The following is a 13813-nucleotide window of genomic DNA, read 5'->3' on the forward strand; positions in this document are numbered from 1 at the left end:
CGGCGTTTATTCGAGAATTTCTTTGATCTCCACTTTGAAGTCGCCGCCGGGGGCGTGCACCGTGACCACGGCGCCCTTCGCGCTGCCGAGGAGCGCTTTGCCGAAGGGAGAATCGATGCTGATGACGTTGTTCATGGGGTCCGCCTCGGTCGTGCCCATGAGGGTATAGACCGCCTCTTCTTCCATGTCGTAATCGTACACTCTCACTTTGCTTCCGAAATGGATCTTGGAAATATCCGTACTCTCTTCGACGATCTTCGCGTTTTTGATCTTGGCCTCCAGTTCCAGGATCTCCCCTTCGTTCATCGCCTGTTCGTTGCGCGCCGCGTCGTATTCCGCGTTCTCGCTCAGATCTCCGAACCCGCGCGCCACCTTGATGCGCTCGGTGATTTCCTTTCTCTTTTCCGTTTGCAGGTATTTGAGTTTTTCGACCGCCTCGTCATACCCTTTCTGCGTCATGATGAATTCTTCCGACATTTTTCACTTGCTCCCGTGATTCCATATTTGTTGATAAAACAATGATTCCGCCAATCAGAAAGCGGAATCACTCTTACTCTTTTTATATTATACTCTTTCTTTTGAATCTTGTCAAGCGGCTTTGATTTTTTTCGGCTTACCGACAGGGCAAAGCAGGGCGAATTTTGCATTTTTCTCGCGCTTTTCAGCCCTTTTTCACTTGGTCCAGGTACTTTCCGATGCGCGAAGCCGCCTCGCTCAGATTCGCCATGCTCGTGGCATAGGAACAGCGCACGTGAAATCTTCCCGCGTCGCCGAACGCGTTGCCCGGAACGACCGCCACCTTTTCGGCACGCAAAAGCCCGTTCGCAAAGGCCTCGCCGTCCGTTTGCAGCGATTCCACCGACGGAAACACGTAAAACGCGCCGCGCGGCTCGAAACATCTGAGGCCGCAGCCGTTGAAAAAATCCACCATAAATCGGCGGCGCTTGTCGTATTCCGCGCGCATGGTCTCGACCACCGAAAAATTGTCGGTAAAGCCCTCTTCCAACGCCTCGATGGCGGCATATTGCGAATTTGTCGGCGCGCACATGATGACGTACTGGTGTATTTTAAAGAGCGCCTTGTCTATTTCGGGCGGCGCGCACACGAACCCGATGCGCCAGCCCGTCATGGCGAACGCCTTGGAAAAGCCGGAAATGAGCACGGTCCTTTCCCGCATCCCTTCGAACGAGGCGACGGAAACGTGCTTGCCGCCGTAGGTAAGTTCGGCGTAGATCTCGTCGGAAATGACCAGAAGGTCGTGCTTTACGATGACGGGCACGATGGCTTCGAGTTGTTCTTTGGTCATAATGCCGCCCGTGGGATTGTTGGGATAGGGCAGAATGATCGCCTTTGTACGCGGGGTGATCGAACCTTCCAGCATTTCGGGCGTGACGATAAACCCGTTTTCGCGCACGCATTTGACGGGGACGGCGTTCGCGCCCGAAAGATGCACGCAGGGAAAATAGGAAACGTAACTGGGTTCGGGGACCAGAATATCGTCGCCGACCTCGCAGATCGCGCGAAGGACGAGGTCGATACCCTCGCTCGCGCCCACGGTCACGATGACGTTGTCGGCGGGATAGGAAACGGAAAAACGCTCAAAAAGATAGCGGGAAATGAGTTCTCTGAGTTTGGGAATGCCGCGGTTGCCCGTGTACTGGGTATAGCCGCGCTGTACGGAGCGGATGGCAGCGTTGCGGATATGCCAGGGCGTGATAAAGTCCGGCTCGCCCACGCCGAGGGAGATGGCGCCCTTCATTTCCGATACGATGTCGAAAAATTTACGGATGCCGCTCGGCTTTAAATCCTTGACGCGCTGATTGAGAAAGTCTTTCATGGCTGTACGGATAACCTCATGGAGTCGTCCGGTCTGTCCGCGATCGTGCCCTCGATCTTGTATTTTTTGAGGATGAAATGCGTCGCCGTGGATAAGATACCGTCGATGGTGGACAGGCGTTCGGCAACGAAACGCGACACGTCGCGCAGAGATCTTCCCTCGATAAACACCGCCAGATCGTAACCGCCGCTCATCAGATACAAACTCTGCACCTCGTCGAAGCGGTAAATCTCCTCGGCGATGGCGTCGAAACCGTTCACCTTCTGCGGCGTGACGCGCACTTCGATGAGCGCCTGCACGATCTCTTCCGACAGGGCTTCGCCGTTGACGATCGCCGTGTACTTGACGATGACGCCGCTCTCTTCCATATTTTTGATCGCGGCGGAAACCTCCGCTTCGCTCGTGTCGAGCATAACGGCGATCTTGGAGGGGGAATACCTGCAATCCTCTTCGAGGATCTTTAAAATGTCCGCTTCCAGTTTTTTCATTTCCGAACTCCTTGTTTTTCTTGCAAACAGTATAAACTTTTCACCGCCCCGCTGTCAATCAGATTTTACTTTTTCGCGCAATTATGTTAAAATAGAATTATCATCGGATCATACGTTAAGGAGAAAATATGTTTAAACTTTGGGCAAAGATCATGGCAGACGGGAAGATCCGCCGCCAATTCGTCTATGAACCGGACGAAAAACTCGATTATTCGCATTTTTTGTCCTATCTCATGGATATATGCCACGAAATGGATATCCCCACGCCCGTGCTCTTGAAGACGCATATTTTCAATTTCGCGAAATTCAACCACGTCAAATTTCTGCCCCGCGATTTTGTGGAAAGCGTGGATTTCGATTGCCTTCTTTTGGAAAATATCGTCCTGTAATGCAAAATTTCCCAAATGTTGCGCATACTTTCGGGTATGAAGATTTCCGCGATTCTTTCCATTGCCGCGCTCATTCTCTGCGGCCTGAATTTTTGTATCAACGCCCTGTTCGGCGTGGACGTTCTGCTCGTTTTATGCGCGTACAACGCCCTCGTATACCGCACCGTCAACAGTTTTTTCGGCGTGGCGGCGCTCTTTATCGCCTTCTGGACGATCGCTTTCAAGCCTTTTCACAATCTCGGCTGAAAAATCGTTGACAAAAAGGCAGGATTTTTGTTATCATAACGGCGGTAGGTTTTCGGAAAACACTACTTAAAAACAACCGAGGTAATTTCATATGAAAAAATTCACAACAAAAATGTTGTGCAGGGCGGGCATCGTGGCCGCTCTGTATGCCGTGCTGACCTTCGCTTTGGGAAATCTGTCGTTCGGAACTTTGGGGTTCCAGATCCGTCCCGCGGAGGCTCTTACTATTTTACCCCTCTTTTACGCGGAATGCGTGCCCGCGCTGTTCGTGGGCTGCCTGATCGCAAACCTCATTTCCCCCGTCGGCCCGTGGGATATTTTCGGCGGAAGCCTGATTTCCCTCATCGCCGCGCTGTGCACTTATTTTGCGGGAAAACTGATCAGAAACACGCCGCTGAAACTGGCCGTCGGCGGACTGTTCCCCGTAGCGCTCAACGCGTTCGGCATCGCCGCGATCATCGTATTTACCGCAGGCGAGGCGCTCTCTTATCCCTTTATGGTGCTTTCTCTCGCCGTGACGCAGTGCGTATGGGTCTATGCGCTGGGCGTTCCCCTCTACTTCGGCGTGCGTTCCCTGCGCGAACGCGGCATTCCCGCTTTTTGCGACGAGCGCCCCGTAAAACCGATCTCGTAAACAACAAGCCCCGCGGCACAGCCGCGGGGCTTTTCCAATATTTGCCAATACTTTTTTCAAAAAAAAGTGCTTGACAATCGCTCTTCAATCATTTATAGTATTACAAAGAGGATTATGTTGCATTTACAACAAGGAGTGGGGAGTGGAAATTACGACGTCCCTGTTTGACGGGGTTACAAAAGACGAATACGACGCGATGATGGTCTGTTTCAAGGCCGTGGTGAAGACCTATAAAAAGGGAGAAGAGATCACGGTCGGGCACGACCGCGTAGGCGTGGTGCAGAAAGGCAAAGCCAGCCTTTTGAAGACCGACCTGAACGGCGTGCGCACCATTTTCGAACAGTTGCGCCCCGGGGGCGTGTTCGGAGACGTGCTCGCGTTTTCGGGCACGGACGCCAGTTTTTTCATCGTATGCGACGAGGACTGCGAGATCCTCTTCATCGACTACGAGCATATCGTCAAGCGCTGCGAAAAGGCGTGCACGCATCACAGCGTAGTGGTGCAGAACCTCGTAAAACTGATGAGCGAAAAGACGCAGGCGCTTTCCGAACATCTGGAAATTTTAAGCCGCCGCACCATCCGCGAAAAACTTCTGGCATACTTCGTGACCGCTGCGACGAAAAACAAAAATTATTATTTCACCCTGCCCTTTTCGCAGACAAGCCTTGCCGACTATATCTGCGTGGACAGGAGCGCCATGGTGCGCGAACTCAAAAAGATGAGCCGCGACGGCATCATAGAAATGGACAAGCGCAACGTGAAACTTTGCGCGCAATATTTTAAAAAGTAAAAAACAAGAGCCTGTTCCGAAAGGAACAGGCTCTATTTTTACAGACATTCCTGCAAAATTTGTAAAATATCTTTTTCCGTAAGCGGCGACCAGGCATTTTCCAGCCCCTCGTTTACGGCGATATGATGCGCCATTTCGCCGAGGCGCTCGCTGCCGATGCCCACTTCTTTGAGCGTCATGGGCAGGCCGAGCGAAACAAAATACGCATACGTCTTTTCGATCGCCTCGTTCGCGACGGCAAAACCGTCCTTGCCGTTTACTTCGATCCCCCATACGTTTTGGGCGTAATTTACAAAGCGTTCGAGCGTCTTTTCGCTCAGGATATGCCGCATCCATCGGGGCGTGACGATGGCGAGCCCCACGCCGTGCGTGATGTCGTAATACCCGCTGAGCGCGTGTTCGATGGCGTGGCACGGCCAGCCCGAATAGCGGTTGCCCAACCCCGCGATGCCGTTGCAGCCCAAAGAACTTGCCCACATCAGTTGTGCGCGCGCCTCGTAATCGTTCGGATCCCCAATCGCTTTGGGCGCATAACGGATGACCGTCTTTAGCAAACTTTCGCAAATTTTATCGGCGAGATAGTTGTTGGGCGCGGTAAAATACTGCTCGATCACGTGGTTCATGATATCCGCCGCGCCCGCCGCAGTCTGCCGCGCGGAAACGGTATAGGTGTATTCGGGGTCTAAAATCGAGAGCGCGGGGAAGAGATGCCCGTCGAGATAGCCGACTTTGTCGTTGGTATCGGGCTTGGAGATGACCGCGCCCCAGTCGTATTCGCTGCCCGTGGCGGAGAGGGTGAGCACGGTGACGAGCGGAAGCGCCTTTTTTGTAGGGACTTTGCCCGTGATGAGATCCCACGCCTGCCCGTCGTAACACGCGGCGGCGCAGATCGCCTTGGAACAGTCGAGCACGCTGCCGCCGCCCACCGCGAGGACGACTTCGACGCCTTTTTCCTTGCACATCTTCGCGCCCTCCTCCACGCTTTGCAGTTTGGGGTTGGGTTCGATGCCCGAAAGTTCGTAGATCTCGAAACCGTCCAACAGTTTTTTCACCTTGTCGTACAGTCCGATCTTTCGGATACTGCCGCCGCCGTAAGTGAGCAGTACTTTTTTGCCGTAAGCGGCGAGCCTTGCGGGCAGTTCTTCCACCTGTCCTTTGCCGAACAGCACGCGCGTAGGCGTGCAATACTCAAAATTTTCCATAATAATTCGCTCCTTATCGAATTTATATTCCGTAAACGAGATCGCGGACGATCTCGCCCGCCATCATGAGCCCCGCCGACGCTGGCACGAAACTGACGCTGCCCACAAATTTTTCGCCCGCGGCGGCAGCCGACCTGTCTATTTTTTCGGGCGGCTCCTCCGAGTAGATCGCCTTGACGCCCGTGATCCCCGTCTTTTTCAGTTCCCGCCGCACGATACGGGCGAGCGGGCACACTTTCGTATCTTCCAGAGGCGCCGCGCGGAAAGCACAGCCGAGTTTGTTGCCCGCGCCCATGCAACTGACGACGGGCACGCCAGCCGCCCGCGCCGAGGCGATGAGGCGCACTTTGTCCGCCACGCTGTCGATTGCGTCCGCCACATAGGAAAAGGCGGAAAAATCGTACTCCGCGGCGGTCTTTGCGTCGAAATACAGCGTCTTTATATGCACTTTGCAGTCGGGATTGATATCCGCGATGCGCTCTTGCATCACTTCCGTCTTGTACCGCCCCACCGTAGAGCGGAGAGCGACGAGTTGTCGGTTCAGATTGGAGGGCGAAACCACGTCCGCATCGGTCAGGGTGAGTTCCCCCACGCCGCAGCGCGCGAGCGCTTCCGCCGCATACGAACCGACGCCGCCCAGCCCGAACAGCGCCACGTGCGCACCCGCAAGTTTCCGCACGCCGCCCTCCCCGAGAAGGGCGGCTGTTCTGCAATAAAATTCTTCCATAAAAAAATTATACTCCAAAAGAACGCGTATCTACAAGCGTTTTGTAAAAAAAATTTTCAAACACTCTTGAAAAAACAAAAAAAGTATAATATAATGATAAAGTAAGCGACGATTGATCTTTGCTTGCAGGCTATATTTTAGGGGGTTAGCAGATTTATGAGTAAAATTCAGGCGGAAGACATCCGCAACCTTGCAATCATCGGGCACAGTGGCGAAGGCAAAACTTCGGTCTGCGAGGCGATCCTGTTCAACGGCAGATCGACCGACCGTTTGGGCAAAGTTCCCGACGGGAACACCGTAACCGATTACGACGAACAGGAGATCGCGCGAAAGATGTCCATTTCGCTTTCGGTCGCATACACCGAATGGGAGGGAGCGAAGATCAACCTTTTGGACGTACCCGGATTTTACGATTTCGAAGGCGAGATGAACGAGGCGCTCCGCGCCGCGGGCGGCGCGCTCATCGTAATGGGCGCGAACGGAACGGTGACGGTCGGCGCGGAAAAGGCGATCGCGATCTGCCAGCGCGCGCAACTGCCTATGGTCATTTTCATCAACGGCATGGATAAGGACAACGCGGACTACGCGGGCACGGTGGCGGCGCTCAAACAAAATTACGCGGGCAAGATCGCGCCCATTCAGATCCCCATCATGCAGGGGCAGAAAATGATCGGTTATATCAACGCCATCAAAGAAAAGGCATACCGCTTTTCCGACGCGGGCTTGCAGGAGATCCCCATTCCCGAGGATATGCTGCCGACGCTCAAAGAAATGCAGGACAGCCTGACGGAAACGGCGGCGGAGAACGACGACGCGCTTTTGGATAAATATTTTTCCGAGGGCGCGCTCACGCGCGACGAGATCGTGCACGGCATCCGCAAGGGCATTTACAACGTGAACACCATTCCCGTCATGGCGGGTTCGGCGCTGCAGAACAAGGGCATCATCAATCTGATGGACGAGATCGTAAAATATATGCCTAAGGCGAAGGAACGCCGCGAAATGGTGGCGACCGACCTTATGAAAGACGAACTGACGGGCGTTTCCTGCGAGGAGGACGGACCCTTTGCGGCGCAGGTATTCAAGACGGTGGTCGATCCTTTCGTCGGCAAACTCAATATCATGAAAGTATTCCGCGGCATGCTCCGCTCGGGCTCGACGGTGTACAACGCGACGACGGGCAAAAGCGAACGCATCAGTCAGATCTATCTTTTAAAAGGGAAAAAACAGGAGCCCGTTTCCGAACTGGGCGCGGGCGATATCGGCGCGGTGAACAAACTAATCTCGACCAACACGGGCGACACGCTCTGCGACGAGAACGCGAAAGTGAAGTTCGACGCCATTCACTTCCCCCGCCCCGTCTATTCCATGGCGGTGTACGCGGACAAAAAGGGCGAAGAGGATAAAATTTTCGGCGGACTCAATAAATTATCCGAAGAAGATTACACCTTTACGGTGGAGAAGAACGCCGATACGGGCGAAATGATTTTAAGCGGTCAGGGCGAAACGCATCTGGACGTCATCAATAAAAAATTAAAGGCGAAGTTTAACGTGTCGGCGGCTTTGAGAACGCCGCGCATCGCCTACCGCGAGACCATCCGCAAGATCGTACAGGCGGAGGGCAAGCACAAAAAACAATCGGGCGGGCACGGACAGTACGGTCACTGCAAGATACGGTTCGAGCCTTTCGACGGCGATTTCGAGTTTGCGGAAGAAGTCGTGGGCGGCAGCGTGCCCAAACAATATATCCCCGCGGTGGAAAAGGGGCTCAGGGAATGTCTGCCGTCGGGCGTTCTGGCGGGATATCCCGTGACGGGGCTGCGCGCAGTCTTGTACGACGGCAGTTATCACGACGTGGATTCCTCGGAAATGGCGTTCAAACTGGCGGCGGCGATCGCGTTTAAAGAAGGGCTGAAAAACGCCCAACCCACCCTTTTGGAGCCGATCATGCGGTTAAAGATCCGTATTCCCGAAGCATATCTCGGAGATATCATGGGCGATATGAACAAGCGCCGCGGACGCATCCTCGGCATCGACATGGCGGAGGGTATGCAGATCGTAAACGCGGAGGCGCCGCAGTCGGAACTTTCCAAGTACGCGACCGACCTTCGCAGCATGACGCAGGGACGCGGACGGTTTATCGCCGAATTTGAACGCTACGACGAAGTGCCCGCAGCGGAATCGGAAAAGATCGTCAGGGCGCGGCAGGCGGAAAACAATTAAAAATATACGGCAAGCCCCGACAGATTTCTGTCGGGGCTTGTTTTTCGGGCGGTTTACACCGCCCCGCACTTCCTATGCTTAATAACAACTATTGTCAGTGTCTGGTATATTCGGGTCCGCAGGAACCGCTCGGTGCACATGCGCCTTTGGGGTTGCAACTGCCGCTGTCAGACGAATCGCCCATGGGCGCGCAAGAATAACTTTGGCTTTGTTTAAGTTTTTCAATCATCACCTTATACCTCCTATTTTATTTTTTTCGGAAGTGCCTTTATTCCATATCCCCGTCGAAGGGTCATACAGACATCTTGGATTCTTTGCAAACAGGTTTCCGCTTTCGGCACTGGCGAGGGGACGGCAGTCCGAACAGGCGAAACGAAATTCACACCCGCAACATTTTTCGATCAATCCGAAATGTAATTTACGATAGCGTAACGCCGTTTCTCCGCACACGATCTCATGTAAATTCTGTTTACGCACATTGCCCAACGAAAGATTCCGCTCAAACACGCAGGGGTAAACGCTCCCGTCCGAGGAGACAGCAAGTTTTCCCGCCCAGCATGTATTTTCCCCCATGGCGCGAGCAAACCATTCTTTTTCAGCCCTGAAAACAGGTTCTGTGCGACAGGCGTATTTGACTTCTTCTTTTCTAGACACGAGGTGCCTGTTCTGTATCCCGCCCGCGACTTTACGTATGACGTCAAATTTATAATCGTCGATTTTCAGATCATTCAAAAAAGCGATTATGTTTTCGCGTTCGTTTATATTTTCTTTCATCAGCACGACGGCGATGCTCACTTTTATTCCGGACTCCCGTAAACGGCGGACGGTGTCGACCGTTTTTTGGAAACTTCCGCGCACACCCGTGATCGTCTCGTGTATCTGCGCCCTATCTCCGTACAACGAAACACGCACATGAATTTTGTTTTCACGGCATAGGTTTGTCAACTCGTCGCTAAAAAACGTTGCGTTCGTAAAAATTTCGATTTGTCCGAACGACAACTCGCAGGCGTACCTCACAAGGTTTTCCAGATCTTTATTACAGCAGGGTTCCCCGCCGATAAACTGCACACGAAAACAGCCTTCGTTTTTCAGTTCGCGCAGTACGCGACGCCAGTCTTCCCGCGTCAATTCCCCTTCGGCTTCATGCCGAGTGCCCTCGTAACAGTGAACGCAACGCAAATTACACTTTTGCGTAACTTCGATCCAGGCAAAAGTCAGAGGGGCCTGCGTGACTGAAGGAAGGTAACGATGCGTGCTTTCGCCATGATACAGCCCTAAAGCACGTATCTCCTCGATAAACTTCCGTTCGTTCCCGCCGCTCGCCCTTTCACCATGCAAAATACAGCGTTCTGCAATTGATTTTCCCTCTTCGTCCAGCCAATACACATCGCCGCTGCGGAAATCGTAAACGGCTGCGCGTTTTTCACCTTCGACAAATACAACGTCCTGTTTCCATTCCCATACCTCGTATTCCCGCATAATCCTCCGTTTGTAACGTATGTTTTTTATTATTTTACATCATAATATGATGTATGTCAATCATTTTACATCACAAAATGATATTTTCTTAATATGGAAACAGCAAAATTGGTCGGGTCACGCTTGCGCGATGCCCGCAAGGCAAAAGGACTGACGCAAAAAGAAGTTGCCGCTCATTTCAGAATGACGCAACAGCAATACAGTCGCTTTGAAAACGGAGTCTTTGAACTGAATTACGGACAAATTATCGAATTATGTTTATTTTATAACATTACACCAAACGAGTTGTTCGGATTTGACGAATAAGCGCTCTCCGCCGATCGGCGGAGAGCGCTTATTTTTCTTTTATTTACCACCAGCATCTAAGTAAGCGGTATAATCTGCAATGACTTGCTTCGCGGTGCCGTCCTGTTCGATCTTGCCGTCTTTCAGCCAAACGGCACGCTCGCAGAGATCGACCACGCTGCGCGTGTGCGAAACGATGATAAACGTCGTGCCCTGTTCTTTTTTCTCCATCAGCCGCGCATAACATTTTTTCTGGAACGCCGCGTCGCCCACGCCGAGGATCTCGTCGACGAGCAGAATGTCGGAATCCATATTAATGGCGATGGAAAAACCCAACCTCGACAGCATACCCGAAGAATAATTCTTGACGGGCGAATTGATAAACTCTCCGAGTTCGGCAAATTTTAAAATGTCGTCCATCTTATTTTCGATCTGCCTTTTGGTATAGCCCATGATGGCGGCGTTGAGGTAGATATTCTCCATGCCGTTGGCGTTTCCGTCGAACCCCGCGCCCAACTGTAACAGCGGTGTGATTTTGCCGAACACGTCTATTTTGCCGCGCGTCGGCTGCAACGTGCCCGCGATAATTTTCAAAAGCGTGCTTTTGCCCGCGCCGTTCCGTCCGATAAAAGCCACCGATTCGCCGTAACGGATCTGAAAGGTAAGATCCGTCAGACAATGAAATTTTTGTTTTTTCAGTTTGCCGCGGAACAGTTTTACGACGACTTCTTTCAAATCGTCCGTTCGTTCGGTAAATGCGTTGAAATCCATGCTGACGCCGCGCGCGTCCACGAGGAGTTGGTTGGAATCGTTTTTTTCTGCCATGTTACAACCTCGCCGCAATGGAATTTTTCGTCAGCCGCATAAAAAGCAGTCCCAACAAAAAGAAAACGATCCCGAACCCGTAACAGATCAGGTGTTCGGCCAGAGAGGGCATCCCTCCCATCAACAGCGTTCGGAAATATTCCACATAATGATACATTGGATTGAACGCCATGACCTTGGTGACCATAGGACTGTTCAGTTTATCTACGGTATAAAATAACGGCGTCAGGTACGTCCACAACGTCAGCAATACCGAATAAATATGCTGAATATCGCGGAAAAACACAAATAACGTGCTTAAAAATAAAGATATCCCCAGAGAAAACAGGAGAAGCGAAGGAAGCAAAACGATCGTCATCAGCATTTCCCAATGGAAAGCGACGTCCGCCCCCATCAGTATGCGGATGACCATGACCAGCACAAGCGCGATAAAGGAAAATCCGAACGTAACCAGCGAAGACAGGACGTTGGAAATGGGAAAGATGCTGACGGAGATCTTGTTTTTTTGCAACAGGTTGCGCTGGTTGACCAGGCACGGAAGCGAACCCGACGTGGAAGCGCGCATCACGTTGAAAATAATATTTCCGCTTAAAACATAGACCGAATAATCCAACTCGATCCCGTCGCGCCCGAAGATCTGCGAAAAGACGAACGCCATCACGAGCATATTCAAAAGCGGGTTCAAAACCGTCCACAAAACGCCGATAAACGAGCCGTAATATTGATTTCTGATATTCCGTTTGACGAGCAGGCGCAAAAGATAGGTACGCTGTGCCGCCTGATTCAAAATGCCGATTTGCTTCATGTCTTCTCTCTATAACTTTTCTTCTCTGTTTTTATGCAATCTGCGATACAGCCCCGCGGGCAAAAATGCCAGAATCAGCGGCTTGAACGCATAAAATCTGCCCTTGACGGAACGGTTGAGCCGACTCCCGTACATACGCACGTAAAATTCGTTGCGGCGGGTGCGGAAGGTGTGCTTTTTGGCGAGGTTTCGCGGTTCGTAATACGAAATGAGATCGTCCTGTAAATTATATCCGTACAGGCGCGCCGCATACAGGCGGAATACGAGATCGTAATCTTCGCTGCGCACCGTTTTGGAAACGTCGCGGTATCCGCCGACTTTTAAGAGCGCCTCGCGGCGGAACAAAAGCGTGGGATGGATAAAGGGGTTCCCGCGTATGATATCCGAAAGTTGCGGCTGTGCGGGAAAAGACCTTCTCGCGTAGACGCCCTTCTCGTCGAACAGGCGGGCGCCGCCTCCCGTAAAGGCGTAATCGGGATGTCCGTTTAAAAAAGCCAACTGCTTTTCGAAGCGCCCGACGCGGCAGATATCGTCCGCATCCATGCGCGCCACGAACTCGCCCGCGCTCTTTTCCAGCGCGAAATTCAGACAATACGTGAGCCCGCAATTTTCTTCGAGCGAAAACACTTTCAGCGACGGAAACTCTTCCGACAGGCGAAACAACTTGTCCGCGGTGCCGTCCTTAGAGCCGTCGTTTACGGCGATGACTTCCATGTCCCCCGTATAAGTATATAGGGAGCGGACAGCGCGTTCCACGCTGTTTTCGGCGTTATATACGCCCATAATGACGGATATCACTCGCATTCCCCGCAAAAATCAAAATACGTTTGGGCGAGCCGCTCGGCGGCCGTACGAATATCGTACCCCTCGGCGCGCAAAATGTCAACCGCTTTTACGCACTTATCGGGAATTTTTTGCATCGCCTCCGCCCATTTTTTTGTCGAGAGCGAAAGAAAAGCGTTTTGCGGCGCGAACGAGCACTCGCGCGTGATGAGATCGGAAAACAGGCAGGGAACGCCCGCCGCCTGTGCCTCGATCGCCACGACGGGCAGGCCTTCGTAGCGCGAAGGGAGCAAAAAAGCGTCCATCGCCGCATAGAAGAGCGCGGGCGTCTTGGTGGGCGGGAAAAAGCGGACGCGGCCGCCGCATTTCTCCTCGGCGTAACGTACCAGATTTTCCCGCTCGTCGCCGTCGCCGACGAGAACGAGCGTCAGAGAAGGATCCTCTTTCGCCGCCAGCGAAAAGGCGTCCAGCAAAAAATATAAATTTTTTTGGTAGGCGAACCGCCCCATGAACCCGAGCACCGTACCCGAAAGCCCCAATGCGGCTTTCGCCTCGCTTTTTTCGGGAACGTCGGAAAAGGCGTCCAACTCGACCGCGTTTTTCATAATGAACGCTTTCCGCCAATCTTTGCCGAACAAGTATTTCGCCGCGTCCCCGCCGCACGCCATCAGGTGCGTGGCGTCTTTGGCGGCAAAGCGCTTCAACACGTCTTTGACGAATTTATGGTCGGCATAGCGGTTGGCGGCGCTGTGCGAGTGGCAGATGCGCACGGGCACCCCCGCTTTTTTCGCGGCGTGTAAAACGAACGCGGACAGCGTGGTCATGTGCGAGTGCACGGCGTCGTAATTCTGTTCCCTGAAAAACCGCGTCAGCGCGGGCACAGATTTATAAAAGCGGACAAGGCTCGGAACGGTAAAAATGCGCGCATCGGGATCGAGCGCGCGTATTTTTTCGTCGAAAGGACTCTCGCCGTAGGTATAAAAATCGAATACGACGCGGCTCCTGTCGATGTGCTTGTAATAATTAAAAACGCAGGACGAGACCCCGCCGAGTGCGGCGTTGCCTACGACCTGCGCGATCTTCAATTTCCCGTCAGTCAT

General features: G+C 52.7%; 17 protein-coding genes. 6 read left to right on the top strand and 11 right to left on the bottom strand.

Translation table 11 applies throughout. The features are described from left to right. Positions 1–6: 6 nt before the first annotated feature. From greA to ESZ91_RS04370, 3 genes are all read right to left on the bottom strand, one after another. Positions 7–477, bottom strand: a complete 471-nt coding sequence (gene greA, locus ESZ91_RS04360) for a transcription elongation factor GreA (protein WP_129224490.1) — start codon at positions 475–477, stop codon at positions 7–9. Positions 478–661: 184 nt separating this feature from the next. Then, positions 662–1837, bottom strand: coding sequence for an aminotransferase class I/II-fold pyridoxal phosphate-dependent enzyme (locus ESZ91_RS04365; protein ID WP_129224492.1), 1176 nt, complete (start codon positions 1835–1837; stop codon positions 662–664). Continuing rightward, positions 1834–2325, bottom strand: a complete 492-nt coding sequence (locus ESZ91_RS04370) for an Lrp/AsnC family transcriptional regulator (RefSeq protein ID WP_129224494.1) — start codon at positions 2323–2325, stop codon at positions 1834–1836. The genes ESZ91_RS04365 and ESZ91_RS04370 overlap by 4 nt, the downstream gene beginning before the upstream one ends. Positions 2326–2453: 128 nt before the next feature. Between ESZ91_RS04370 and ESZ91_RS04375 the strand changes: the two genes are divergently transcribed. From ESZ91_RS04375 to ESZ91_RS04390, 4 genes are all read left to right on the top strand, one after another. Beyond that, positions 2454–2714 (top strand): hypothetical protein, encoded by a 261-nt coding sequence (locus tag ESZ91_RS04375; protein ID WP_129224496.1) that lies wholly within the window; start codon positions 2454–2456, stop codon positions 2712–2714. A 36-nt stretch (positions 2715–2750) separates the two neighbouring features. Then, positions 2751–2960: a hypothetical protein gene (locus tag ESZ91_RS04380; protein WP_129224498.1), complete on the top strand. Its 210-nt coding sequence runs from the start codon at positions 2751–2753 to the stop codon at positions 2958–2960. Between the two features lie 91 nt (positions 2961–3051). After that, positions 3052–3594 (top strand): QueT transporter family protein, encoded by a 543-nt coding sequence (locus ESZ91_RS04385; RefSeq protein ID WP_201270846.1) that lies wholly within the window; start codon positions 3052–3054, stop codon positions 3592–3594. Positions 3595–3736: 142 nt separating this feature from the next. Then, the gene (locus tag ESZ91_RS04390; RefSeq protein WP_201270847.1) at positions 3737–4384 is read left to right on the top strand and encodes a Crp/Fnr family transcriptional regulator; all 648 of its coding nucleotides are present in this window, start codon (positions 3737–3739) and stop codon (positions 4382–4384) included. A gap of 38 nt (positions 4385–4422) precedes the next feature. Here the strand turns inward: ESZ91_RS04390 and ESZ91_RS04395 are convergent, their stop codons facing one another. After that, positions 4423–5586 carry an iron-containing alcohol dehydrogenase gene (locus ESZ91_RS04395; RefSeq protein WP_129224500.1) on the bottom strand — a complete coding sequence of 388 codons (1164 nt, stop codon included), beginning with the start codon at positions 5584–5586 and terminating at the stop codon, positions 4423–4425. Positions 5587–5608: 22 nt separating this feature from the next. Then, complete coding sequence (locus tag ESZ91_RS04400) at positions 5609–6313, bottom strand: tRNA threonylcarbamoyladenosine dehydratase (RefSeq protein ID WP_129224502.1); 705 nt, start codon at positions 6311–6313, stop codon at positions 5609–5611. Between the two features lie 156 nt (positions 6314–6469). On the opposite strand from ESZ91_RS04400, the gene fusA reads away from it, so the two are divergent. Next, positions 6470–8536: an elongation factor G gene (gene fusA, locus ESZ91_RS04405; protein ID WP_129224504.1), complete on the top strand. Its 2067-nt coding sequence runs from the start codon at positions 6470–6472 to the stop codon at positions 8534–8536. Positions 8537–8630: 94 nt separating this feature from the next. On the opposite strand, the gene ESZ91_RS11810 is transcribed toward fusA, so the two are convergent. Both ESZ91_RS11810 and ESZ91_RS04410 read right to left on the bottom strand, forming a co-directional pair. Continuing rightward, the gene (locus tag ESZ91_RS11810) at positions 8631–8765 is read right to left on the bottom strand and encodes a hypothetical protein (protein ID WP_268878040.1); all 135 of its coding nucleotides are present in this window, start codon (positions 8763–8765) and stop codon (positions 8631–8633) included. Beyond that, complete coding sequence (locus tag ESZ91_RS04410) at positions 8765–10015, bottom strand: radical SAM/SPASM domain-containing protein (RefSeq protein WP_129224506.1); 1251 nt, start codon at positions 10013–10015, stop codon at positions 8765–8767. Before ESZ91_RS04410 ends, ESZ91_RS11810 begins: the two co-directional genes overlap by 1 nt. Positions 10016–10108: 93 nt before the next feature. Between ESZ91_RS04410 and ESZ91_RS04415 the strand changes: the two genes are divergently transcribed. Then, on the top strand, positions 10109–10321 hold the full coding sequence (locus tag ESZ91_RS04415) for a helix-turn-helix domain-containing protein (protein ID WP_129224508.1): 213 nt from the start codon (positions 10109–10111) through the stop codon (positions 10319–10321). 39 nt (positions 10322–10360) lie between these two features. Here the strand turns inward: ESZ91_RS04415 and ESZ91_RS04420 are convergent, their stop codons facing one another. Genes ESZ91_RS04420 through ESZ91_RS04435 form a run of 4 tightly spaced genes read right to left on the bottom strand, consistent with a single transcriptional unit; the run spans position 10361 to position 13813 of the window. Then, positions 10361–11125: an ABC transporter ATP-binding protein gene (locus ESZ91_RS04420; protein WP_129224510.1), complete on the bottom strand. Its 765-nt coding sequence runs from the start codon at positions 11123–11125 to the stop codon at positions 10361–10363. A gap of 1 nt (position 11126) precedes the next feature. Further along, entirely contained in the window at positions 11127–11930 is an 804-nt protein-coding gene (locus ESZ91_RS04425) for an ABC transporter permease (RefSeq protein WP_129224512.1), read from the bottom strand. Between the two features lie 9 nt (positions 11931–11939). After that, positions 11940–12728: a glycosyltransferase gene (locus ESZ91_RS04430; RefSeq protein ID WP_161971051.1), complete on the bottom strand. Its 789-nt coding sequence runs from the start codon at positions 12726–12728 to the stop codon at positions 11940–11942. Next, the gene (locus ESZ91_RS04435; protein ID WP_129224516.1) at positions 12725–13813 is read right to left on the bottom strand and encodes a glycosyltransferase; all 1089 of its coding nucleotides are present in this window, start codon (positions 13811–13813) and stop codon (positions 12725–12727) included. Before ESZ91_RS04435 ends, ESZ91_RS04430 begins: the two co-directional genes overlap by 4 nt.

Source organism: Candidatus Borkfalkia ceftriaxoniphila (genome assembly GCF_004134775.1).
GTDB classification, from domain to species: domain Bacteria; phylum Bacillota; class Clostridia; order Christensenellales; family Borkfalkiaceae; genus Borkfalkia; species Borkfalkia ceftriaxoniphila.

Coding starts and splice junctions, on each gene's coding strand:
- ESZ91_RS04435 (WP_129224516.1), bottom strand. CDS start 13,813: ATGACTGACGGGAAATTGAAGATCGCGCAGGTCGTAGGCAACGCCGCA.
- greA (WP_129224490.1), bottom strand. CDS start 477: ATGTCGGAAGAATTCATCATGACGCAGAAAGGGTATGACGAGGCGGTC.
- ESZ91_RS04385 (WP_201270846.1), top strand. CDS start 3,052: ATGAAAAAATTCACAACAAAAATGTTGTGCAGGGCGGGCATCGTGGCC.
- ESZ91_RS04395 (WP_129224500.1), bottom strand. CDS start 5,586: ATGGAAAATTTTGAGTATTGCACGCCTACGCGCGTGCTGTTCGGCAAA.
- ESZ91_RS04415 (WP_129224508.1), top strand. CDS start 10,109: ATGGAAACAGCAAAATTGGTCGGGTCACGCTTGCGCGATGCCCGCAAG.
- ESZ91_RS04425 (WP_129224512.1), bottom strand. CDS start 11,930: ATGAAGCAAATCGGCATTTTGAATCAGGCGGCACAGCGTACCTATCTT.
- ESZ91_RS04375 (WP_129224496.1), top strand. CDS start 2,454: ATGTTTAAACTTTGGGCAAAGATCATGGCAGACGGGAAGATCCGCCGC.
- ESZ91_RS04380 (WP_129224498.1), top strand. CDS start 2,751: ATGAAGATTTCCGCGATTCTTTCCATTGCCGCGCTCATTCTCTGCGGC.
- ESZ91_RS04420 (WP_129224510.1), bottom strand. CDS start 11,125: ATGGCAGAAAAAAACGATTCCAACCAACTCCTCGTGGACGCGCGCGGC.
- ESZ91_RS04400 (WP_129224502.1), bottom strand. CDS start 6,313: ATGGAAGAATTTTATTGCAGAACAGCCGCCCTTCTCGGGGAGGGCGGC.
- ESZ91_RS11810 (WP_268878040.1), bottom strand. CDS start 8,765: ATGATTGAAAAACTTAAACAAAGCCAAAGTTATTCTTGCGCGCCCATG.
- ESZ91_RS04410 (WP_129224506.1), bottom strand. CDS start 10,015: ATGCGGGAATACGAGGTATGGGAATGGAAACAGGACGTTGTATTTGTC.
- fusA (WP_129224504.1), top strand. CDS start 6,470: ATGAGTAAAATTCAGGCGGAAGACATCCGCAACCTTGCAATCATCGGG.
- ESZ91_RS04370 (WP_129224494.1), bottom strand. CDS start 2,325: ATGAAAAAACTGGAAGCGGACATTTTAAAGATCCTCGAAGAGGATTGC.
- ESZ91_RS04365 (WP_129224492.1), bottom strand. CDS start 1,837: ATGAAAGACTTTCTCAATCAGCGCGTCAAGGATTTAAAGCCGAGCGGC.